The 22,612-nt window shown below is 65.1% G+C and carries 22 protein-coding genes; 16 read left to right on the forward strand and 6 right to left on the reverse strand.

The features are described 5' to 3' along the window. Positions 1–53 precede the first annotated feature (53 nt). From BLU29_RS02100 to BLU29_RS02130, 7 genes are all read left to right on the forward strand, one after another. A complete protein-coding gene (locus BLU29_RS02100) occupies positions 54–1,730 on the forward strand; it encodes a phospholipid carrier-dependent glycosyltransferase (protein WP_091054926.1) in 1,677 nt (558 codons plus the stop codon). Between the two features lies 1 nt (position 1,731). Continuing rightward, positions 1,732–2,913: a DegT/DnrJ/EryC1/StrS aminotransferase family protein gene (locus tag BLU29_RS02105; RefSeq protein ID WP_091054927.1), complete on the forward strand. Its 1,182-nt coding sequence runs from the start codon at positions 1,732–1,734 to the stop codon at positions 2,911–2,913. Next, the gene (locus tag BLU29_RS02110; protein WP_091054928.1) at positions 2,910–3,863 is read left to right on the forward strand and encodes a glycosyltransferase; all 954 of its coding nucleotides are present in this window, start codon (positions 2,910–2,912) and stop codon (positions 3,861–3,863) included. The genes BLU29_RS02105 and BLU29_RS02110 overlap by 4 nt, the downstream gene beginning before the upstream one ends. Continuing rightward, positions 3,860–4,762, forward strand: coding sequence for a formyltransferase (locus BLU29_RS02115; RefSeq protein WP_091054929.1), 903 nt, complete (start codon positions 3,860–3,862; stop codon positions 4,760–4,762). Before BLU29_RS02110 ends, BLU29_RS02115 begins: the two co-directional genes overlap by 4 nt. 12 nt (positions 4,763–4,774) lie before the next feature. Beyond that, positions 4,775–5,812, forward strand: coding sequence for a bifunctional UDP-4-keto-pentose/UDP-xylose synthase (locus BLU29_RS02120; protein ID WP_091054930.1), 1,038 nt, complete (start codon positions 4,775–4,777; stop codon positions 5,810–5,812). A gap of 16 nt (positions 5,813–5,828) precedes the next feature. After that, positions 5,829–6,737 (forward strand): polysaccharide deacetylase family protein, encoded by a 909-nt coding sequence (locus BLU29_RS18730; protein WP_091054931.1) that lies wholly within the window; start codon positions 5,829–5,831, stop codon positions 6,735–6,737. A gap of 66 nt (positions 6,738–6,803) precedes the next feature. After that, positions 6,804–7,298: a hypothetical protein gene (locus tag BLU29_RS02130; protein WP_091054932.1), complete on the forward strand. Its 495-nt coding sequence runs from the start codon at positions 6,804–6,806 to the stop codon at positions 7,296–7,298. Positions 7,299–7,319: 21 nt separating this feature from the next. Here the strand turns inward: BLU29_RS02130 and BLU29_RS02135 are convergent, their stop codons facing one another. Further along, positions 7,320–8,459: an LptF/LptG family permease gene (locus BLU29_RS02135; RefSeq protein WP_091054933.1), complete on the reverse strand. Its 1,140-nt coding sequence runs from the start codon at positions 8,457–8,459 to the stop codon at positions 7,320–7,322. Positions 8,460–8,568: 109 nt separating this feature from the next. Here BLU29_RS02135 and rlmN point away from each other — a divergent pair, with 109 nt between their 5' ends. Genes rlmN through metF form a run of 3 tightly spaced genes read left to right on the forward strand, consistent with a single transcriptional unit; the run spans position 8,569 to position 12,480 of the window. Then, positions 8,569–9,687, forward strand: coding sequence for a 23S rRNA (adenine(2503)-C(2))-methyltransferase RlmN (gene rlmN, locus BLU29_RS02140; RefSeq protein ID WP_091054934.1), 1,119 nt, complete (start codon positions 8,569–8,571; stop codon positions 9,685–9,687). A gap of 10 nt (positions 9,688–9,697) precedes the next feature. Beyond that, positions 9,698–11,548 carry a glycosyltransferase family 39 protein gene (locus tag BLU29_RS02145; protein WP_091054935.1) on the forward strand — a complete coding sequence of 617 codons (1,851 nt, stop codon included), beginning with the start codon at positions 9,698–9,700 and terminating at the stop codon, positions 11,546–11,548. Positions 11,549–11,601: 53 nt separating this feature from the next. Beyond that, positions 11,602–12,480 carry a methylenetetrahydrofolate reductase [NAD(P)H] gene (metF, locus tag BLU29_RS02150; protein WP_091054936.1) on the forward strand — a complete coding sequence of 293 codons (879 nt, stop codon included), beginning with the start codon at positions 11,602–11,604 and terminating at the stop codon, positions 12,478–12,480. Between the two features lie 4 nt (positions 12,481–12,484). Here metF and BLU29_RS02155 read toward each other — a convergent pair whose 3' ends face one another. The 3 genes from BLU29_RS02155 to BLU29_RS02165 all read right to left on the reverse strand — a co-directional run bounded on the left by BLU29_RS02155 (position 12,485) and on the right by BLU29_RS02165 (position 13,900). Then, positions 12,485–13,075 (reverse strand): hypothetical protein, encoded by a 591-nt coding sequence (locus BLU29_RS02155; protein WP_091054937.1) that lies wholly within the window; start codon positions 13,073–13,075, stop codon positions 12,485–12,487. Between the two features lie 34 nt (positions 13,076–13,109). Beyond that, a complete protein-coding gene (locus tag BLU29_RS02160; protein WP_091054938.1) occupies positions 13,110–13,496 on the reverse strand; it encodes a translation initiation factor in 387 nt (128 codons plus the stop codon). 143 nt (positions 13,497–13,639) lie between these two features. Then, the gene (locus BLU29_RS02165; RefSeq protein ID WP_197677750.1) at positions 13,640–13,900 is read right to left on the reverse strand and encodes a hypothetical protein; all 261 of its coding nucleotides are present in this window, start codon (positions 13,898–13,900) and stop codon (positions 13,640–13,642) included. A gap of 192 nt (positions 13,901–14,092) precedes the next feature. Here BLU29_RS02165 and BLU29_RS02170 point away from each other — a divergent pair, with 192 nt between their 5' ends. The 3 genes from BLU29_RS02170 to lpdA all read left to right on the forward strand — a co-directional run bounded on the left by BLU29_RS02170 (position 14,093) and on the right by lpdA (position 19,646). Then, positions 14,093–16,858, forward strand: coding sequence for a 2-oxoglutarate dehydrogenase E1 component (locus tag BLU29_RS02170; RefSeq protein WP_091054939.1), 2,766 nt, complete (start codon positions 14,093–14,095; stop codon positions 16,856–16,858). A 106-nt stretch (positions 16,859–16,964) separates the two neighbouring features. Beyond that, entirely contained in the window at positions 16,965–18,167 is a 1,203-nt protein-coding gene (gene odhB, locus BLU29_RS02175; RefSeq protein ID WP_091054940.1) for a 2-oxoglutarate dehydrogenase complex dihydrolipoyllysine-residue succinyltransferase, read from the forward strand. Between the two features lie 93 nt (positions 18,168–18,260). Then, the gene (lpdA, locus tag BLU29_RS02180) at positions 18,261–19,646 is read left to right on the forward strand and encodes a dihydrolipoyl dehydrogenase (RefSeq protein WP_091054941.1); all 1,386 of its coding nucleotides are present in this window, start codon (positions 18,261–18,263) and stop codon (positions 19,644–19,646) included. Positions 19,647–19,707: 61 nt separating this feature from the next. Here the strand turns inward: lpdA and BLU29_RS02185 are convergent, their stop codons facing one another. Next, a complete protein-coding gene (locus BLU29_RS02185; protein WP_091054942.1) occupies positions 19,708–20,127 on the reverse strand; it encodes a hypothetical protein in 420 nt (139 codons plus the stop codon). A gap of 167 nt (positions 20,128–20,294) precedes the next feature. Here BLU29_RS02185 and BLU29_RS02190 point away from each other — a divergent pair, with 167 nt between their 5' ends. Further along, positions 20,295–20,981: an HAD family hydrolase gene (locus BLU29_RS02190; protein ID WP_091060846.1), complete on the forward strand. Its 687-nt coding sequence runs from the start codon at positions 20,295–20,297 to the stop codon at positions 20,979–20,981. A gap of 70 nt (positions 20,982–21,051) precedes the next feature. On the opposite strand, the gene BLU29_RS02195 is transcribed toward BLU29_RS02190, so the two are convergent. Then, positions 21,052–21,474, reverse strand: a complete 423-nt coding sequence (locus BLU29_RS02195) for a hypothetical protein (protein WP_091054943.1) — start codon at positions 21,472–21,474, stop codon at positions 21,052–21,054. An 85-nt stretch (positions 21,475–21,559) separates the two neighbouring features. Between BLU29_RS02195 and rpiB the strand changes: the two genes are divergently transcribed. Beyond that, a complete protein-coding gene (gene rpiB, locus BLU29_RS02200) occupies positions 21,560–22,000 on the forward strand; it encodes a ribose 5-phosphate isomerase B (RefSeq protein ID WP_091054944.1) in 441 nt (146 codons plus the stop codon). A gap of 139 nt (positions 22,001–22,139) precedes the next feature. Further along, positions 22,140–22,583: a MarR family transcriptional regulator gene (locus BLU29_RS02205; RefSeq protein WP_091054945.1), complete on the forward strand. Its 444-nt coding sequence runs from the start codon at positions 22,140–22,142 to the stop codon at positions 22,581–22,583. The last annotated feature ends 29 nt before the right edge of the window (positions 22,584–22,612 follow it).

Below are 22,612 nucleotides of genomic sequence, written 5' to 3' on the forward strand. Positions count from 1 at the left end.
GCCGGATTCGGCGTGACTCACCCCAACGCTTGTCTTTGCTGGAACCAAACCACATGGCCGCCCCGACTCCGTCTTCCGTCCGCCGAGACATGCTGCTGCTGGGGCTCTTATGCTTGGGGTTGTTCGGTTTGCGGCTGGGTTCGTCAAGCCTGCCCAATCCCGACGAAAGCCGGTATGCCGAGATCCCTCGTGAGATGCTCGCCACCGGCGACTGGGTGACCCCCCGCTTGAATGGGGTGAACTATTTCGAGAAACCCCCCTTGGTCTACTGGGCGGTAGCCGCCAACCAGGGCGTCTTCGGCGCCAATGAGTGGGCGATTCGGGCCGTGCCGGCGCTTTTCGCCCTGGGTGGCGTGCTGCTAACCTATGCGGCAACCCGGCGTCTGTATGGCCGGAACGCCGGTCTGGCCGCCGGGTTCGTGCTGGCCACGGCGCTGCTTTACTTCGCCCTCGCACGCATCCTCCTGCTCGACATGGCGGTGTCGGTGCTGATGAGCGCGGCGCTGTTCTGTTTCATCCTCGGGGTGCAGGAACCGGCGGGCGGGCGGCGGCGCTGGCTGTTTTACGGCGTCTACGCGAGCATGGCTCTGGCGACGCTCACCAAGGGCCTGATCGGATTTCTCGTCACCGGTGCGGTGATGTTCCTGTGGCTGCTGGTGTTCAACCAGTGGCGCCGGTTGCGGCCGTTTTACCTCCCCACCGGCGCGCTGCTTTTTCTGGCCCTGGCCGCGCCGTGGCACGTGCTGGCCGCGCTGCGCAACGAGACCTGGGCGCACCGCTACTTTGTCTATGAGCACTGGGAGCGCTTCACCTCCCCCGCGGCCAGCCGGCCCGGCCCCTGGTGGTATTTCATCCCGATTGTGGTTGCAGGGCTGTTTCCCTGGACCGGCTTTCTGTGGCCGGCACTCCGGGCAGCCCTGCCCGGCGGGTGGACCGCCCGCAAGGAAAACGCCAACGCCTGGTTCTTCGTCACTTGGGCGGCCTTCATCTTTCTGTTTTTCAGCAAATCCCACTCCAAGCTTCCGCCTTACATCCTGCCGGTGTTTCCGCCGCTCGCCGTGCTCATCGGCGCGTGGCTCGCCCGGCCGGGGACGGAAGACCCGAAGCGGTTGCGGGCGGGATTGGTCTTTTTCACCGGGTTCAGCGCCTTGCTCGGCATCGCCTTGGCGGTGGTCGTGCTGTATCCGGGACGCATCATCCGCGATCCAATCCAGGCCCTGGCCCTGCGCCCCTACGCTTTTGCCCTCGCCGCCATCGCCCTGGCCGGCGGCGCGCTGACCCTCTGGCTTGAACTCCGTCGCAGCTCCATCCACGCCCTGCGCGCCATGGCGGTGACCGCCGGGCTGTTCTACGCCACGCTCACCTTCGCCGTGCCCGACATCCAGCGGCCGGGCACGAGCGAACTGGCCCGCATCGTCAAGGCCCGCGCGCAACCCGCCGACCGGGTGGTGAATTACCACGAATTCTTTCATGACTTTGCCTACTACTCTGGCCGGGTCGTCGATGTGGTGGATGGCAAGGGCGAGCTGGAGCTGGAGGAGGATGCCGCCGCGCGGGCTAGCGGCCGTTTCATCGACGATGCCGAGTTCCGCCGCCGTTGGACCGGACCCGTGCGCCTGTGGGTCGTCGCGGAAAAGGAGGCGGTGACGGAACTGTTCGCCGATCGAGCTTTCCGTTATTATTTGCTCGGCGAAACCCGCAGCCATTATCTTTTCAGCAACCAGCCCTGACATGCCCGCCCCTTCTGTCCCCACTTTGAACCCGCCAGTCACCGCCCCCTTCCTTCCCTTCACCCGCCCGACCATCGACGACGAGACCATCGCCGGCGTGGCCGAGGTGCTCCGTTCCGGCTGGATCACGTCCGGTCCCCAGGTGAAGGCCTTCGAGGCGAAGCTTTCCGAGTATTGCGGCGGTCGGCCGGTGCGCGCCTTCAACTCCGGCACCTGCACGATGGAGATCGCCCTGCGGATCGCCGGCATCGGCCCCGGCCACGAGGTCATTACCACGCCGCTGACCTGGGTCGCGACCAGCAACATCGTCCTCGATGTCGGCGCCAAGCCGGTGTTCGTCGACATCGATCCCGTCACGCGTAGCCTCGACCTGGTCCTGGTCGAGGCGGCGATCACCCCGGCGACCCGCGCCATCATCCCGGTCGACCTCGCCGGCCTGCCGGTGGATCGCGACCGGCTCCACGCCCTCGCGAAAAAGCACAATCTGCGCGTCGTCGAGGACGCCGCCCAGTCGTTCGGCAGCACGTGGGCCGGCCGGCGCATCGGCGCGTTCGGTGACTTCGTTTCCTTCAGTTTTCACGCGAACAAGAACATCACCACCATCGAGGGCGGCTGCCTCGTGCTGAACAACGAGGCCGAGGCGAAGCTCGCCGAGCAATACCGCCTGCAGGGTGTCGTCCGCTCCGGCCATGACGGCATGGACGTCGCGTTGGTCGGCGGAAAATACAACCTCACCGACGTCGCCGCGCGCGTCGGCCTCGGCCAGCTGCCGCACCTCGACCTGTTCACCGCCCGGCGGCGTGAGCTGGCGCGCGCCTACTTTGCCCAGTTCGAGGCGCTCGGGGCCCGCGCGCTCGGCCTCGGTCTGCCCGTCGCGGACTTCACCCAGAGCAACTGGCACATGTTCCAAGTCGTGCTCCCCGAGGAGCGGCTCTCCGTGAAACGCGCCGACGTGATGGCCCGGCTGCACGCGGCCGGCATCGGCACCGGGGTGCATTATCCCGCGATCCATCTCTTCACGCTCTACCAGCGGCTGGGCTGGAAGGCGGGCGATTACCCGCACGCCGAATACGCCGGCCGCAACATCCTCACGCTGCCCCTGTTCCCCGCGATGACCGGCGCCGATGTCGCCCGCGTCGCCACCGAACTCACCGCCTTGCTCAAACAACACCGGAAATCATGAGCGCCGCCCCTTCCGTCCAACTCTCGGTGGTGATTCCCGTCTACAACGAGGAACTCAACCTGCCCGTGCTGTTCGCCCGCCTCTACCCGGTGCTCGACGGGCTCGGCCGCTCCTATGAGGTCATCTTCACGAACGACGGCAGCGGCGACCGCTCCTTCGCGCTGCTCCAGGCCCAGCACGCCGCCCGGCCGGACGTGACCCGGGTCATCGATTTCAACGCCAACTACGGCCAGCACATGGCGATCATGGCCGCGTTCGAGCGCGTGCGCGGCGCCACCGTCATCACGCTCGACGCCGATCTGCAAAACCCGCCCGAGGAGATCCCGAAGCTGCTGGAAAAGATCGCCGCCGGCCACGACTACGTGGGCGGCTACCGGCTGAACCGGCAGGATTCCCTCTTCCGCACCTATGCCTCCAAGGTGATCAACTTCGTCCGCGAAAAGACCACCAGCATCCAGATGACCGACCAGGGTTGCATGCTCCGCGCCTATTCCCGGGCGGTCACCGATGCCATCGTGCGCAGCGGCGCCATCAACACCTTCATCCCCGCCCTTGCTTACAGCTTCTCCAGCAAGCCCGGCGAGGTCGGCGTCAAGCACGAGGAGCGGCACGCCGGCGTCTCGAACTACTCCTTCTACAGCCTTATCCGGCTGAACTTCGACCTCATCACCGGCTTCTCCATCGCACCGCTGCAGTACTTCACGATGTTCTCGATGCTGAGCGCCGCAGGCAGCCTCGCGCTCGTCGCGCTGCTGTTCTACCGGCGGTTCCTGCTCGATCTCGACCGCGAGACGTTCGGCGTGTTCACCCTTTTCGGCATCCTCTTTTTCCTGCTTAGCGTGGCGATGATCGGCATCGGTCTGATCGGCGAGTACGTCGGCCGCACCTACCAGGTCGTCCGCGCCCGCCAGCGGTATCATGTGAAGGAAGTGTTGGAAACCGCGGCGTGAGCAAACCCCGGATACTCTTCTTCGGCTACAGCGAAGTCGGCTACGAGTGCCTCTCCCTGCTGCTGGAACGCGGCGACAATGTGGTCGCGCTCATCACGCACGAAGACAACCCCCACGAGAAAATCTGGTTCAAGACCCCCGCCGGCGCCGCGAAGGAGAAAGTCATCCCGGTCTTCACCCCCGCCGGCGTCAACACGCCCGAATGGCGCGAGCGCATCGCCGCGCTGCAGCCTGACCTGATCCTGTCGGTCTATTACCGGCACATGATCGGGACCAAGATTCTCGCCCTGCCGCGACTCGGTCCCTGGAACATGCACGGCTCCCTCCTGCCCAAATACCGCGGCCGCGCCCCGATCAACTGGGCCGTCCTCCACGGTGAGCCGCGCATCGGCATGACGCTGCACCGGATGGTCAAGAGCGCCGACGCCGGCGCCATCGTCGACCAGGAGGGTGTTGCGATCGGCCCGCGCGACACCGCCGAGCAGGCCTTCCGGAAGGTCCTTCCCTGCGCCCGGATCGTGCTGGCGCGGCAGATCGACGCACTCCTCGCCGGCACGGCGCCCGAAACGCCGCAGGATGAGTCGCAGGCCACCTACTTCGGCGGCCGCACGCCCGAGGACGGTCGCGTGGTCTGGACCCAGACCTCCCGCCAGATCTTCAACCTCGTCCGCGCCGTCACCGACCCGTATCCCGGGGCCTTCACCGAGGTGAATGGCGTGCGCCTCATGCTCTGGTGGGCCGAGCCGGATTCCCCGGCGGCCCGCGGCCGGCACGGCCGCCCCGGCGAGATCCTGTCCGTTGCCCCGCTGGTCGTCGCGACCGGGGACGGCGCGCTGGAATTCACCCGCACCGAATGGCGCGGACTTGCCCCCGCGCTCCAAACCGGTCAGATACTTTAACCCACCCATCCCATGCCACTCAAAGTCCTCATCCTCGGCGCCAACGGTTTCATCGGCAGCTCCCTCACCCATGCGATCCTCAAGAAGAAGGATTGGGAGGTCTACGGCATGGACGTCGGCGACCACAAGCTGGGCGACTCGCTCGGCCACCCGCGCTTCAAGTTCGTCGAGGGCGACGTCATGATCTCCCACGAGTGGATCGAGTATCACGTCAAGAAGTGCGACGCCGTCATCCCGCTCGTCGCCATCGCCAACCCGGCGCAATACGTCAAGGACCCGCTCCGCGTCTTCGAGCTCGATTTCGAGTCGAACCTCGCCGTCGTCCGCCTGTGCGCGAAATACAAGAAGCGCATCCTCTTCCCCTCCACCTCCGAGGTCTACGGCATGTCGCCCGACCGCGAGCTGAACGAGGAGACCACCAACATGGTCTACGGCCCGATCGACAAGCAGCGCTGGATCTACGCCTGCTCGAAGCAGCTCCTCGACCGCGTCATCTACGCCTACGGCGTGCGCGACAACATCGACTACACGCTCTTCCGCCCCTTCAACTGGATCGGGCCGAAGCTCGACAACGTCTTCGAGCAGAAGGAAGGCAGCTCGCGGCTCTTCACGCAGTTCATCTCGAACGTCATTTACCAGAAGCCCATCCAGCTCGTCGACGGCGGCAAGCAAAGCCGCTCCTTCACCTTCATCGACGACGGCATCGACGCGCTCCTGCGCATCATCGAGAACAAGAACGGCCGGGCCTCGCGCCAGATCTTCAACCTCGGCAACCCGCGGAACGACGTGAGCGTGGCGCAGCTGGCGAAATACATCATCGCCGCCTTCAAGCACTATCCGGAATACCGCGAGCACGCCGCCAACGCGAAGGTCATCAAGGTTTCCTCCGGCAAGTATTTCGGCAAGTATTACCAGGACATCCAGAAACGCGTGCCCTCGATCGCCCACGCGAAGAAACAGCTCGGCTGGAATCCCAAGGTCGACCTGAAGACGGCCATCCGCCTGACGCTCGACTACCACCTCGCGCACAAGGATTACTCGCTCGAGTGAGCGCGGTGCATCCCTGATGGCCCTCCGGCTCGCCCTCAAGATCGACGTCGACACCGACCGCGGCACACGGCTCGGCGTGCCGAACCTGCTGGCGGACCTCGGGGCCGCGGGCGTCCCGGCCACGTTCCTGTTCTCGCTCGGGCCGGACCAGACGGGCCGCGCCATCACGCGCGTTTTCCGGCCGGGCTTTTTGAAAAAGGTCGGGCGCACTAGCATCGTCGAACTCTACGGCGTGCGCACGCTGCTCAACGGCACGCTGCTGCCCGCCCCGCACATCGGCCGGCGCAACGAAGCCATGATCCGGAGCGTGCGGGATGCCGGCTTCGAAACCGGCATCCATTGCTACAGCCACTACCGCTGGCAGGATTACGTCCATACCATGAGCCCCGGGGCCGTGTCGGCCGAGTTCGAGGCCGCGCGCACGGAGTTCCGGCGTATCTTCGGCACCGAGGCCGTGACGGCCGGCGCCGCCGGCTGGCAGGCCAACGCCAACAGCCGGGCCGCCTATGACCGCGCCGGCCTGCTCTACGCCAGCGACACCCGCGGCACCGCCCCGTTCTTTCCCCGCATCGGGGACCGCACCTTCGCCACGCTGGAAATTCCCTCCACCCTGCCCACGGTGGACGAGCTGATGGGCCGCCCCGAATTTCCGGATGATCGCATCGTGCCGCACCTGCTGTCCCTGCTCCGGCCGGATGCGCTCAATGTCTTCACGCTGCACGCCGAGATCGAGGGCCTGGGCCGGCGCGGGATTTTCCGGCAATTGCTCGCCGCGCTCCCGGGTGCCGGCGTCGGCGTGGTGTCACTGGAGGAAGCCGCGCGGCAGTTGCTGGCGCAGCGCGCCAGCATCCCCGCCTGCGAACTGCAGCAGGGCTCCATCGACGGCCGCTCCGGCTTGCTCGCCGTGCAAGGGCCGCCGGTCTGAACCGCCCGGCTTTGCCCTTGTCCGCGGCCGACCTTGCGGGCACAAATCCTTCAACCCCGAACGAACATGCTGCTCAAACCTCATACGCGGCTGCCGGGCTTGACGTGGATCCTGGCGGTGGCGTTCGGCTTCATCCTGCTCCCCGCTCCCCTGCCGGCCAAGGGCCAGCTCACGACCGTGTCGAGTTTTCCCGACGCCGGGCAGAAGCTGGACGTGGTGACGTATCACGATCCGGACAAGGGCGGGCAAAACAAAACCGGTCTGCTCGGCATCGCCGCGCAGACCCGGATTTCCTTTGCTTTCAACAAGGAGGAATACGCCGACCTGTTCGCGCTCTGGCAGAAGGCGCGGCAGGCCCAGGCCGATGCTTGGACGGAAGTCGGTTCGCTGAAGGAACGCGGCACCAGCGATCCCGCCACAATCATCCTGTTGGCCGGGCCGGGAGTGAAATTCATCATCTCGGACAGCCGGCACCCCACCCTCACCCACGTGCTTTCCCGGGCCGACTTGGATCGGTTCGAGAACGCCCTTAATCAGGTGAAGGACTTTCTTTCAAACTGACCGCCGCCTGGGCCGGCCCTTCTAGGACCGGTCGACCTTGTAGAACATCCAGAAACCCAGCGCCTGGAAGCCGAGGTTGGGCAGCCACATCAGCAGGTCGGGCCGCAGCGCCGGGTGCCCGTCCACCCAGCCGACCATGATGGTCCCGAAATAATACGCCATGGCCAGCGTGAGGGCCAGGCCAAGATTGGCCGAGGTCTCCTTGCGCGAGACCCTGATGCCGAGCGGAATCGCGATGAGGGCGAAGGAGAGCACCGAAAACGCCGCGGCGAACTTCTCGTGGATGGTGACCTGGACGCGCATCAGTTGTTTGACGCGCTGGTCCCCCGGCACCGTCGGGTCGGGCTGTTTCAGCCGCCGCCATTCTCCGATCAGCTGGGAAAAGGTCAGCCACTTCGCCTTCACGTTGACCGTCGGCCGGCCGGTCAGCTTGCCCAGCGACAGGTCGAAGGTGGCATGGTCGGTGGCCCCTCCGCTGCGAACTTTCGCCGGGTCTTCCGGATCCTGGCGGTCATGGGTCTCCGCCTGCAGGTAGTCGAGACTGAGCACCAGCTTGCTGTTGGCCTCGTCAAAGCGGATCCAGCCCGTGGTGGCCCGGCCGGAGTTGATCACCCGCTTCTGTTTGTCGAGATTCCAGATCCAGATGTCCTTGAGCAGGTCCCCCTGCTTGTCGCCCACATAGACGATCCGGTCGGGAAAATCCCGGATGAAGGTCTTGGGGATGATGAAGCTGAGCGGATTCTGTCCCACGGCCTGCGCCAGCAGTGTCTCATAAGCCACCTTGGCCCGCGGCATGAACTCGAAATTGATCGCCAGCGTGGCCCCCACCCCCAGCAGCGCGGAAAAAAGGATGGGCGCCGAAAGCCAGGCCACGCTCACTCCGGAAGCCCGCAGCGCCGTGATCTCGCGGTCCGAGGACATCCGCCCCAACACCAGCAGCACCCCCGTCAGCATGCCCATGGGCAGGGCATAGGAAAACATGACCGGCACCATCAGCGCGAACAGGTAGACCATCGTCTCCAGCCCCAGCTGCCCGGCGATAATGTGCGGCATCAGGTCGTTCACGGCGTTGCCGAGCATCAGCACGAAGGTAAACAACCCCACGGCGGCAGCGCACGTCAGGACGACGTTCGCGAAGATATGCCGGTGGATGAGGTTCATCAGATTGGTTGAAAGTTGAGGGTTGAGGGTTGAGAGTCCGACCGCAACGCCGACTTTTCGGCCCGTATTTCCTCCCCTTTCCGTCCGCCGCCCCCACGTTCCAGCTTTTATGCGCTACACGCCCGCCCGGCCCACGATCTATGGCGAAACCCTCGACTCGCTCACCGCGCTGCTCAAGGAGCACGGTCACCCGGCATTCCGCGCGCGCCAGGTCCTGACCTGGCTCTACAAGAAGCGCGTCAAGACCTGGGAGGAGATGACCGACCTTTCCCGCCCGTTTCGCACCTGGCTGGCCGCCACCTTCGAGCTCGAGCCGACCAAGTTCGTCCTGACCAAGCAATCCGAGGACGTCACCGACAAGCTCCTGCTCGAGCTCGGCGACAAGTCCCTCATCGAGACCGTCATCATCCGCGCCCCCCAGCTTGGCGTCGGCCAGGAGAATTCCCGCAAGACGATCTGCATCTCCACCCAGGTCGGCTGCGCCATGGGCTGCAAGTTCTGCGCCTCCGGCCTCGAAGGCCTCAAGCGCAACCTCTCCGCCGGCGAGATCGTCCACCAGCTCATCCAGGTCTGCCGGCAGGAGGACGACCGCACGCCGCGTGCCCACGCCGAGCTCGTCTCCTTCGACAACCTCGTGGTCATGGGCATGGGCGAGCCGCTGCACAATTACGATGCCATCCTGCGCGCCCTCACCATCCTCAACGCCGAGTGGGGCCTCGGCTTCGGCGCGCGCCGCATCACGCTCTCCACCTCCGGCCTCGTGCCGAAGATCAAGCAGCTCGCCGACGAGCCGCTGGGCATCCGCCTTGCCATCAGCCTGCACGGCGCCACCGACGAGGTCCGCGAGCAGATCATGCCGATCAACAAGAAGTGGCCGCTCAAGGAACTCATCCCCGCCATCCGCGAGTTTTCCGAAAAGCACGGCCGCATGGTGACGCTCGAGTTCATCCTCATCGAGGATATCAACGACTCGCTCGATCAGGCCGGGAAGCTCCGCGACATCGCCTACGACCTGCACGCCCACGTGAATCTCATCCCCTACAACACCGTCGAGGGCCTGCCGTGGAAGCGCCCGAGCCTCACGCGGCAGGAGAAATTCGCCCAGGTGCTCGACCGGGGCGGCGTGTCGGTGACGCTGCGGCGCGAGAAGGGTCACGCCATCGACGCGGCGTGCGGCCAGTTGCGGTTGAAGACGGAAAAGGCCCGCGAGGCCGCCGCGGCGAACTGACCGGCTCCGCATGCACCTGCCCGCCTACCTCGAGATCCCGCTGCGACTGGCACTCTTGATGGGCGGCTTGCTGCTGCCTGGCTCGATGCTGCTGCGCGCGCTGCGCCTGCCGTGGTCGCTGGCCGCGGCCTTCGCCACTTCCGCCGCCACGTTGTATGTTGTCGTGCTGGTTTTCGCGTGGACCGGCGCCGCCATCTCGCTGGTCACGCTCGCCGCCGGGCTCGGCCTCGTGGCGCTGCTCGCCCGGCTCGTGCCGGCGCGCCCAAGCACCACGCAGATCAGCTCGTCCTTTGCCTGCTTCGAACAGATGGGCGCGTGGCTGCCACTCTACGCCGCGTTCTGGCTGATCGTCGCCTACCGGCTCGGTTTCCAGCCGCTGAACGGACCGGATGTCACGTTCCGCTGGAGCTGGCTGGCCGAGCAGATGCTGCAGTTCGGCTCGCTGGATTTTTACCCACCGCGCAGTGGCGGGGATTTTGTCCGTTACTTCTGGGCCGAGAGCATCCCGCCGGGCGTCGCCAGCCTCTACGCCTGGGCCTATGCGTGCGGCGGCAGCAACCAGGCGCTGTGGACCACGCCGGTCGTCGCGCTGCAATTGCTCGCGGTCCACGAGCTCATCTGGCGGCTGGCCAGCCGCTGGGGCGGCGAAGTCGTCGCCCGCCGCGCGGTGTTGCTCGCTGCGGCTTGCCCGCTGCTGACGTGGTCCGTCCTCATGGGCCAGGAGACGGGCCTGACCGCCTTCGCCGTGACGGGCCTCGTCTGGAGTTTGTCGCATCTGCGCGACGACAACGGCAACCGCTGGGTCGTGCTCGCGGGTCTGTTTGCCATCGTCGCGGCCAGCACGCGCGAATACGGCGCCATCTTTCCGGTCGTCGCGGTGGCCGCCACGGTGTGGCTGCGGGCCCCGCGCCGGCAGGCGTGGCTGCTCGCCGCGGTGGCGCTGCCGGCGGCCCTTGCCTGGCCGCTGCGCGTGTGGCTGTTGACGGGCAATCCGGTCTACAGCCTGAACATCCTCGGTCTTTTCAAGGCAAACCCGGTCTTCACGGCTTGGAACGACACCTTGCGCGGCCCGTCCAGCCTGGCGCTGGGCACAATCGCCAGCTGGCAGGACCTCGGCCGCTACCTGCTGTTGTGGGCGTTGCCGGCTGTCGCCGGACTGGTCGCGCTGGTCATGCTGCTCGTCCAACGCCTGCGCGAGGCGCGGATCGTGGCCGTCTTCGTGGTCCTCTCGCTTGCGCTTTGGTTTGTCTCGGTTTTCTACACGGCGGGCGGGCTGTTCTACTCGCTCCGTGTGCTCAGTCCCGCATTCGCGCTGCTTGCGGTCGTCGCGAGCTACGGCCTGGCGTTCTGGGTGCAGCATCCCGCCGCGGCCCGGTATGCGGCCGCCGGCGTCGCCCTGGTGCTCCTTGAATCGCTGCCCAAGACCCTGGTGCTCCCGGAAAATCCCTACCGCATCGCCCCGCGCGAATGGCCGGGCGCGGTGGCGCAATTCCCCACCGTCGTCCGCAACGTCAACGCCGCCCTGCTCGCCAAGGTCCAGCCCCTGCCCGAGCGGCGCCGGATTCTCTCCGACCACGCAGGCCTGCCGCGGGTTTTCGCCGCGATCAGCACGGAGGTCGCGCCGCTGTGGAGCCCCGAGGTCGCCTGGCTGTTCGACGAGAAACTCAAGCCCGAGGAAGTCGCCCAGCGCTGGCGGAAGTCCGGCCTGCGCTACCTCGTGCTCGGCAAGACCGGCGCAAGCGCGAGCTTCATGCAGGCCCATGCGCGGTGGCGGGCGCCGTATTTCACGCTCAAGCCCGTGGCCGAGACCGAGACACATATAATCCTCGAGGCCACGGTCCCGGCCGGGCCGGCCAAGTAAGACGCAATCGGGGCTTTACACGTATCATCGAATTCGGATGCATTGATTGCTGAATGACCGCCGACCGGCCCATCTCCGAGCTCTTCGTGCAGCAGCGCCCGCTGCGCTCGCTGGAGTTTTTCCCGCCCAAGGATGACGCCGGCGTCGAGACGCTGCGCCAGACGGCCCTGGCCCTGAAGCGCATCGCGCCCGACTTCGTGTCGGTCACCTATGGCGCCGGCGGCAGCACGCGCGAACGCACCGCCCAGGTCAGCCGGCTGCTGCGCACCGAAATCGGCTTCACGGTCATGCCCCATCTCACCTGCGTCGGCCACACCCGCGAGGAGCTGAACGGCGTCGCCGACCAGCTCCATGCCGGTGGCTACCGCAACATCATGACCCTCCGTGGCGACCCGCCGAAGGGCCAGACCGAGTTCGTGCCCTACCAGGACGGCCTGCGTTACGGCAGCGACCTCGTCGCCTTGCTCAAGGCACGCCACGCGGACTTCTGCCTCGGTGTCGGCGGCTACCCGGAAAAACATCCCGAGGCTCCGTCGCTCGAGATCGATTTGGACAACCTGAAGCGCAAGGTCGACGCCGGCGCGGCGTTCATCACGACGCAGCTCTTCTTCGACAACGCCGTCTATTACCGCTTTGTGGAAAAGTGCCGCGCCCGCGGCATCCGGGTGCCGATCGTGCCGGGCATCATGCCCGTGCTGTCGCTGAAGCAGATCAAGCGCTTCACCGAGATGTGCGGCGCCACGCTGCCCCACAAACTCACCAAGCGCCTCGAGGCCGCCGGCGAGGCGCCCGAGATCGTCGAGTCGGTCGGCAACGAGTGGGCCGTCACGCAGATCCGCGACCTCGTCGCACACGGCGCCCCCGGCTACCACCTCTACATCATGAACCGCGCGAAAGCCGCGCTGGCGCTGGCAGCGGGGCTGGCGGCCTGATTCCTCAGGACCGAACGAGATCGTGCTTCCGGTATTTGAGCAGCAGCGCTCTCAACTCGTTGAATAGTTCCGGTGCAAGATCAGTGGTCAGCCTGAAATCCGCTTTTGTTTGCTTCATACTGCGGGCGCTTTGCGCCCGCACTAAACGCGCCTCATGGCAGCCAAAGCAGAAAAGGATGCTATAAATATCGTCCTCCAACTCGAAGCGCACCGCAAAGTCGGCATGGAAACCGCCACAAAGTTTCACTCCATGCCACGGCCGCAATAACTTGACTCCCGTTAGACGTCGCAAGGTTAGCACATCACCCTCAGCCGGCTTCTGCGCCTGCTGGTAGAATAACTCGCCATCGATTTCAAGCGGCGGTGCGTCCTGCGGTTGGCTGGTCAGAATGTTCTTGGCGTTCACGGTTACGCGCGGCCAGCCCTCGTAAATCTCAAATCTATCGACCGTAGCGAAGGCATGTGCCATGGCATCGGTCGCATCAGCGAAACCGATGTCACTGTCTCCGCTCTCCTTCGGCACATAAACCCTGATATCAGCTAACACCGCGCCCACCAATACAAAGGACGCGAGAGTGAGCATGGTCTTATTCATAGGAACGATGACGCATCCGGTGTGGGTTTCTTAGTCAGCCTCCCGCGAACACCGGCCGGAAGCCGGCCTCGGTCAGGATCGCGGCAATTTTCTCGCGCTGGTCGCCCTGGATCTCGATGTCGCCGTCCTTCACCGTGCCGCCGCAGCCGCAGGCGTTGCGCATCTTCTTCGCGAGCGACTCCTTTTCGGGCAGGCCGATGCCGACGAAGCCGGTGACGAGCGTCACGGTCTTGCCGCCGCGCCCGGCCGTGGTGCGCTTTAAGTCGACCCGGCCGCGGTTCTTTTGATTGCGGACCTCGGATTGCGGATTGGCGATTGGCGCAACGGGCTTCGAGGGCAATCCGGTTGGATTCAGGCTGGCGAACGGATTGGAGCCAAGTGATTGGCCGCCGTCGGTGGAAATCTTGTCGGAGGAACTCATGTTGGGGTGTTTCGTGGAGGGCCCGCGTCCCCGTGGGCCGCGGCCCGTCAGGAGACGGGCCCTCCAACAAGGCTAGTGTAGGAGCCTGCTTGCAGGCGATTCAACATCATCGCCTGCAAGCAGGCTCCTACAAAATGCAAAGCTCACGCCTTACCCCCTCTCCCACAACCTCCAGGCGGCGACGCCGGCTTGGCCGACAGCTGATCAACCCCGCCCAGATAAGCCAATGCCTTGGCGTAGCTGCGGCCGGACAGGAAATGCTCGAGCTGCGGGTGCAGTTCCGCCCGGTGCGCCGAGTGGAGGGCCTCGATCTCCGTCAGGGCGGCGGAGATGGCCGGCCCATCAGAATTCTTAATCCCAGCATGGAGCTGGATAAGCGCTGCTTTGATTTTGGTCTCGGTCATTTTAGGGTGTGGAATTAAATTATCTTACACAGTGGTTTGGGCCGGCGTTATTCCCCTTTCATCTCCGCCCTCTGGGCCTGAATCACCTTGTCTCTGCGGACCGCCGATGCTCCCATTCATGTCCCACGCTTACTATTACCCCGCGTGATAGGCAAGCCGTCATCCCCCGACGACTCTTCAACCATTATTTCCATGAATCCCGTCACCGTATCCGAACGCGCCAATGCCGGCGTGATCGAGGAATACTACCAGCGCTGGCTCGACAATCCCGACTCCGTCGACCCGACGTGGCGCGCGTTCTTCCAGGGCTTCGCGCTGGGCAGCAACGGGCAGGCCCCGACCAGCGCCCCGTCCGGCGCGGTCATCGACGCCTCCAAGCAAGCCGGCGTCTATTACCTGATCAACGCCTACCGCGCCATCGGCCACATCCAGTCGCACCTCGACCCGCTCAGCGACGCGCCCCCGCCCTCTCCCAAGCTGGCCCTGAGCCACTTCCGCCTGTCCGACGCCGACCTCGACACGGTCTTCGACGTCAGCAATTTCGCCGGTGGCGGCCAGATGAAGCTCCGCGACATCCTCGCCGCGCTGCACCAGATTTACTGCGGCCACGTCGGCGTGGAATACGCCCACATCCAGGACCAGGACGCCCGCCGCTGGCTCCAGGAACGCATCGAGTCCACCCGCCTCCAGCCGAAGTTCACCAAGCCGCTCAAGGTCCGCATCCTCCGCCGGGTCCACAAGGCCGAGCTGTTCGAGAAATTCCTCCACACGAAATACGTCGGCCAAAAGCGCTTCTCCCTCGAGGGCGGCGAGACGACCATCGCGGCGCTCGACGCCATCATCGACCACTGTCCCGAGTCGGGCATCGAGGAGATCGTCATGGGCATGGCCCACCGCGGCCGCCTGAACGTCCTCTGCAGCATCCTGCGCAAGTCCTTCGACCAGCTCTTCGAGCAGTTCTCCGAGAACTACATCCCCGACACGGTCGCGGGCGACGGCGACGTGAAGTATCACCTCGGCTACGAGTCCATCCTCACGACCACCACCGGCGCGAAGGTCGAGGTCCGCCTCGCCGCCAACCCGTCGCACCTCGAGATCGTCAACCCCGTCGTCGAGGGCAAGGCCCGCGCCCGCCAGCGCATCCGCGGCGACAGCAAGGAGCGTCGCAAGGTCATGCCCGTGCTCATCCACGGCGACGCCGCTGTCGCCGGCCAGGGCATCGTGGCCGAGACGCTCAACTTCTCCCAGCTCCCCGGCTACCGCACCGGCGGCACCGTCCACTTCGTCATCAACAACCAGATCGGCTTCACCACCGACCCGTCCGACTCGCGCTCGACGCGCTACTGCACGGACATCGCGAAGCTGGTCGAGGCCCCGATCTTCCACGTCAACGGCGACGATCCCGAGGCCGTGTGCATGGTCGCGCAGCTCGCGGTGGACTTCCGCGTGAAGTTCAAGCGCGACGTGTTCATCGACATGTATTGCTACCGGAAGCACGGCCACAACGAGACCGACGAGCCGTCCTTCACGCAGCCCACGCTCTACAAAAAGATCGCCGCCCACGAGCTGGTCTCCGCCATCTACACCAAGCAGCTCGTCGCCGAGGGCTCCATCACGCCGGCCGAGGGCGACGCGATCCGGACGGAGTATTCCGGGGCGCTCGACGACAACCTGGTCAAGGCCAAGACCCGCGAGGCCGCCAAGGCCGAGAAGCGCAAGGCCGCGGCCGCCGCCGACACCGTCGCGACCGACCCGTTCAAGGGCTCGACCGCCGTCTTCCAGCCGGCCTACACGCACGCGCCGGTCACGACCGCCGTCAGCGCGGCCACGCTCGACCAGGTCGTGAAGGCGCTCACCACCGTGCCGGCCGACTTCAAGGTCCACGCCAAGATCAAGCGCTTCATCGACGGCCGCGCCGAGGCGCACAAGCACGGCGGCCCCTACGACTGGGGCATGGGCGAGGCGCTGGCCTTCGGCACGCTGCTGCTCGACGGCTCGCCGATCCGCCTCAGCGGCCAGGACAGCGAGCGCGGCACGTTCACGCACCGTCACGCCGTCTTCAACGACACCGACACCGACGCAAAATTCACCGCCCTTAACACGATCTCCGACCAGCAGGCGAAGTTCTGCGTCTACAACTCGCTGCTCTCCGAGGCCGCCGTGCTCGGCTTCGACTACGGCTATTCCCTCGACTACCCGGACATGCTCTGCATCTGGGAGGCGCAGTTCGGCGACTTCGCCAACGGCGCCCAGGTCGTCCTCGACCAGTTCATCGCCGCCGGCGAGTCGAAGTGGCAGCGCACCAGCGGCATCACGCTGCTCCTGCCACACGGCTACGAGGGCCAGGGCCCGGAGCACTCGTCGGCCCGCCTCGAGCGCTTCCTGCAGTCCTGCGCCGAGAACAACATCCAGGTCGCCAACCTCACCACGCCCGCGCAGCTCTTCCACGTCCTGCGCCGTCAGATGAAGCGCGAGTTCAAGAAGCCGCTCGTCATCATGTCGCCCAAGTCCCTGCTGCGCCACCCGGGCGCGGTGTCGAGGCTCGCCGACTTCACCACCGGCGGCTTCCAGGAGATCATCGACGACCCGATCGAGTCCAAAAAATGCGACCGCCTCATCCTCTGCTCCGGCAAGGTCTACTACGACCTCATCGACTACCGCGAAAAGAACCAGGTCGAGAACACCGCCATCATCCGCGTCGAGCAGCTCTACCCGCTGCATCGCGACCGTCTGGCGGAGCTGGCCGATGACTACGGCCGCGACGCCCGCCTCATCTGGTGCCAGGAGGAGCCGCAGAACATGGGCGCGTGGACCTACATCGCCCCGCACCTCGAGGAACTCTTCGGTCGCAAGGCGATCTATGCCGGCCGCGAGGCCGCCGCCTCGCCGGCCGTCGGCCTGCTCGCGCTGCACCGCATGCAGCTCGCCACCTTCCTCAAGAAAGCCTTTTCCCTCTAAAACCAAACTCCCTGCTTGCCTGTAGGAGGGGCTTTACGCCCCGACCCGGGCGCGGCACCAATCCCATCGGGGCGTAAAGCCCCTCCTGCACTTCCCCCTCATCCCCATGGCCATTGAAGTCAAAATCCCCCCGATGGGCGAATCCATCACGTCCGGCGTGTTGTCCAAGTGGCACGTCGCCGATGGTGCCGTCGTCAAGAAAGACCAGCCGCTCTTCGAACTCGAGACGGACAAGATCACCTCCGAGGGCACCGCCGAGGTCGCCGGCAAGATCACCTTCAAGGTCACCGCTGGCACCGAGGTGAAGATCGGCCAAATTGTGGCCTCAATCGATGAGTCTGCTTCTGTCGCCGCTCCTGCGACAGCACCCTCCGAAGCCTCGGCGAAGGAAGGCGCTCCGGTCGCGGCCAAGTCCGCTGAGCAATCCCCCGCCGTCCGCCGTATCGCCGCCGAAACCGGCATCGATCCCGCTTCCGTCGCCGGCTCCGGCAAGGCCGGCCGTGTCACCAAGGGTGACATGCTCGCTGTCGGCGAAAAACCCGCCGCTCCCGCTCCTGTTCCGGCCGCGGCGCCGGCGCCGAAGCCCGCCCCCGCCCCGGTCGCGACCGGCGAGCGTCAGACCCGCGTGAAGATGACCAAGCTGCGCCAGACCATCGCCAGCCGCCTCGTCTCCGCCCAGCACGAGGCCGCCATGCTCACGACCTTCAACGAGGTCGACATGTCCGCGGTCATGGACCTGCGCAAAAAATACCAGGACGACTTTGTGAAGAAGAACGGCGTGAAGCTCGGCTTCATGAGCTTCTTCACCAAGGCCGTCGTCCACGCTCTCCGCGAAGTGCCGGCCGTCAACGCCCGCATCGACGGCGATACCATCGTCCAGAACCACTACTTCGACGTCAGCATGGCGGTCTCGACCGAGAAGGGCCTCATGGTCCCGGTCATCCGCAACTGCGACACGCTCGGCATGGCCGACATCGAGAAGGCCATCGGCGAGGCCGCCAAGAAGGCCCGCGACGGCAAGATCACCCTCGCCGACCTCGAGGGCGGCGTCTTCACCATCACCAACGGCGGCATCTTCGGCTCGATGCTCTCGACCCCCATCCTCAACGCCCCGCAGAGCGCCATCCTCGGGCTGCACGCCATCAACGAGCGCCCGGTCGCTGTCAACGGCCAGGTCGTCATCCGCCCGATGATGTATCTCGCCCTCAGCTACGACCACCGCCTCGTCGACGGCAAGGAGGCCGTCACGTTCCTCGTCAAGGTCAAGCAGGCCATCGAGGATCCCGCCCGCATCCTGATCGGTGCCTAACCAAATCGTTCTCTTTCTCGTTCTCCTGATCGTTCTCTCTCCTGAACGATCCCGAGAAAGAGAATGAGTAAGAGAACGAGAACGATTCAAACCATGGACTCCTACGATGTCGTCATCATCGGCGCCGGCCCCGGCGGTTACGTGTGCGCCTTCCGCGCCGCTCAGCTCGGCCTCAAGGTCGCGCTCATCGAGAAACGCGCCACCCTCGGCGGCACCTGCCTCAACGTCGGCTGCATCCCGAGCAAGGCCCTGCTCCACTCCTCGGAACACGTCGCCTTCGCCAAGATCCACGCCGCCGCCCATGGCATCAAGCTCGGCTCGGTCGAGATCGACCTCCCGACGATGCTGAAGCGCAAGGACGAGGTTGTCGCCAAGAACACCGGTGGTCTGACCCTGCTGGCCAAGGCCCGCAAGGTCACCGTTCTCACCGGCGAAGCCGCTTTCACCTCCGCCACCACCGTCGCCGTCAAGGGCGAGAAGGGCGTGACCGAAGTGACGGCCAAGAACATCGTCATCGCCACCGGTTCCGCGCCGGTCGAGTTGCCGTTCATGAAGTTCGACGGCAAGATCGTCGTCTCGAGCGACCACGCCATCGCGTTTCCCGAGGTGCCGAAGAAGCTCATCGTGGTCGGCGGCGGCGTCATCGGCGTCGAGCTGGGCTCGGTCTGGTCGCGCCTCGGCGCCGACGTGACCGTCGTCGAGTTCCTGCCGAAGATCATCGCCACCTACGACGACGACATCGTCCGCAATTTCACGCGCCTCATGCAGAAGCAGGGCCTCAAGATCGAGGTCGGCGCCAAGGTCACCGGTTTCGCCAAGGGTGTCCTGACGGCCGAGCGCGGCACCGAGAAGCTCTCCTTCCCCGCCGACAAGGTCCTCGTGGCCGTCGGCCGCCGCCCCTACACCGATTCGCTCGGCCTCGACAAGGCCGGCGTCGAACTCGACGAGAAGAAGCGCGTCAAGGTGGACACCCATCTCCGCACCACCGCCAAGAACATCTGGGCCATCGGTGACGTCGTCGCCGGCCCGATGCTCGCGCACAAGGCCGAGGAGGACGGCGCCGCCGTCGCCGAGTGGATCGCCGGCAAGGCCGGCCATGTGAATTGGGATCTCGTTCCCGCCATCGTTTACACGCACCCCGAGGTCGCCAGCGTCGGCCTCGGCGAGGATGCGGCCAAGGCCCAGGGCATCGCGGTCAACATCGGCAAGTTCAACTTCGCCGCCAACGGCCGCGCCATCGCCGCCGATGCCACGGACGGCTACGTGAAGATCATCGCTGATGCCAAGACGGACAAGATCCTCGGCGCGCAGATCCTGGGCGCCAACGCCGGCGAGCTTATCTCGGAAATCGTCACCCACATGGAATACGGCGGCAGCGCCGAGGACCTCGGCCGCACGATCCACGCCCATCCCACGATGAGCGAGGCGATCAAGGAAGCCGGCCTCGCCGTCAGCAAAAGCGCCATCCACGGCATGTAACCGTGATGGCGCAGGCTCCTTCCGGCGCCTTTCTCGCGGGCGATGCCTTTCTTGCGGCCGCTTACCTTTCCTCCTCGATCAAGACCACCTTGCCTTCACTGAACATGACCTTGAAGTGGTCGCGCGCCCGGCGGTTCGGAAAGTCGGCGTAATAGGCGTAGGGTCCGCCCCAGAATCCGCGATGATACCAGCCGCGGTAGAGAAGCATGCCCTCATCGGTTTCGTAATCCACGTAGTGCCAGGTGACCGTCTTGCCGTGGACCGAGGTCCGGTCGGTGATGCGGTCGGGCACGCCCAAGGCCAGCTGGACCAGACTCTCGTCAAAGCCGATGCCTACCTTGCCTTGCTTGATGAGACTCTGTTGCTCCGGCGTGGCCCGGTCGAACGCCGCCGGATTCTGGCTGATACGGGTTGCCGGAGTGGAGCAACCGGCGAGAACAAATCCGGCCGCAAGGGCCAGGGTGCAAACGAGTGTTTTCATAGGATTCCTTGATTGAGTGTTATCCATTTTGACGGATTTCACCAGCGGCCGTTACGGGGACTTCGTAACGGAATGGAAGGGAATCATCCGCGCCGGCCCGGCCACGGCCCTCGCGGCGGCATATCGCGCTTGCCGCCCGCCCGCAGATGCATTCCCTCCCGACATCCGTGAAGAAACTCATCCTCTGGGACATTGACGGCACGATCATCGTCTCGCACGGCGCGGGCGTGCGGGCCATGGAGAAGGCGCTCACCAAGCGCTTCGGCGTGACTTGTGACCTCGGCCGGATCGACTGGGCCGGCCGCACGGACAGCTGGATCACCGGCGAGGTTTTCCGGCACGTCGGCCTGCCCGATACGCCGCAGAACTCCCACGACTACCTGGAGACCTACCTCGAGCTGCTGCCGCAGGAGCTGCGCGACGGCAAACAGGGCCAGGTGCTGCCCGGCGTGCTGGAACTGCTGGAGAGACTGCATCACCGCCAGGACCTCGCCCAGGGCCTGCTGACCGGCAACCTGCGCCGCGGCGCGGAGTTCAAGCTCACCCACTACAAAGTCTGGCACTACTTTGAGTTCGGCGCTTTCGCCGACGACAGCCCGCGGCGCAACGATCTCGGCCCGCACGCCCTGCGCCGCGCCAAGGAGCGCCATGCCGTGGAGTTCGACCCCGCCAACACCTTCATCATCGGCGATACCCCGCACGACATCGAGTGCGGTCAGGTCATCGGGGCGCGGACGATTGGCGTGGCCACCGGCCGTTTCAGCGTGGCCGAACTGGCCGCGCATGCGCCCACCGCCGTATTCGCCAATTTCGCCGACACGGCGGCGTTCCTGCGGGTGATCGACGCGGATTGATTTGTAGGGTCGCTGCTTGCGGCAACCTCCTGCACGAGGTCGGCGCAAGCGCCGACCCTACATGCTTAAACTAGCGCTTCACGTATTCGATGGCGGTCACCTTGCCGTCGCGGAACTCGACGCGCATTTTCTCCTCGGGATCGTAGCCGCCGGTGGAAGAGCTCACCCCGACGCTGGTGGCCGAGTGGCGGCCGAACGAGCCCACGCCGATGCCAAAGCTGAAGCGCGGACCGTTGTCATGATAGATCCAGATCTCGGCCGTGCCCGTCTCTGACTGGTGGGTGAATTGCCGCGCCGGCTCGCCCAGGGCGAGGAGCACCATTTCGGGCGTGAAGCCGACGTCGACTTCGCCGGCGCGGATCTTCTGCTGCACGGCGGAGGGGTATTGGTTGAAGGCCGCCTGGCTCCGGGCGATGCGGGAGTCGGGGGTGGATGAACAAGCCGCCAGCAGGGCGGCCGAAACGAGACATACGGCGAGGAGCAGGGGGCGCATGGCGGGATTTTGGTTTGCGGAAGGCAAAGGTGGCCGGAATAACGACAGTCGCAACCCAACCGTGTTCGGTTTTCCTAAAGACGTTATGAAAAAATTCACCATTGCCATCGGCTCCGATCACGCCGGCTTTGCTTACAAGGAGAAGATCAAGGCCCAGCTGCTCGCCGAGGGGCATACCGTGAAGGACTGCGGCACCAACTCGGATGCGCCGTGCGATTACCCGGACTTCATCCGGCCGGTCGCCGAGGCGGTCGCCCGGGGTGACGTCGAGCGCGGCATTGTGCTGGGCGGCTCGGGCAACGGCGAGGCCATCGTCGCGAACCGCGTGAAGGGCGTGCGCTGCGGCCTCTGTTGGAACGAACAGGTCGCGATCTGGAATCGCTCGCACAACGACGGTAACTGTCTTTCGATCGGTCAGCGCACGGTCAGCGAAGAAGAAGCGCTGAAGATCGTCAAAGTCTGGCTTTCAACCGCTTTTGAAGGCGGCCGGCATCTCGCCCGGATTCAGAAAATCGATCAGGCTTGATTTCTGTTGTATGAGTCTGCTTGCAGGCGATCAGACGCAATTGCTTGAAGCACATCAATATCGCCTGTAAATAGGCTCCTACATTGCAGTTCCAATTATTTGCTTTGACATAGTAATATATCGCATCAAAGTAATTTTCATGGGAACGAGGCATCGCGGCACAATCGAAGAGATCAATGCGCTCAATGCATTCATCAAACTGCAGCGTGCCGGTGAGTCCGTTTCCGCCCGAGTGCACGCCGTTCTGCCCGAAGGATTGACCGTCACCCAGTTCGGCGTGCTCGAGGCGCTCCATCACATCGGACCGCTCTGCCAGAGCGAGCTCGCCGAGAAACTACTCAAGAGCGGCGGCAATCTCACTCTGGTGGTGGATAACCTGGAGAAGGCCGGCTATGTCGGCCGCGAGCGCGATCCGGCCGACCGCCGGTTCGTCGTGGTGAAGCTCACGACTAAGGGCGAGGCCTTCATCGCCGCGCTCTTCCCCAAGGTCGTCGCCAACGTGACCCGCGAGATGAGCGCCCTTTCCGGCACTGAACTCTCCGACCTCGGCCGACTCTGCAAAAAGATCGGTCTCCGCGGCTGATTTGCTTTTTCTTAATCTATATTTTAACA

This window comes from Opitutus sp. GAS368, from assembly GCF_900104925.1.
GTDB lineage: Bacteria > Verrucomicrobiota > Verrucomicrobiia > Opitutales > Opitutaceae > Lacunisphaera.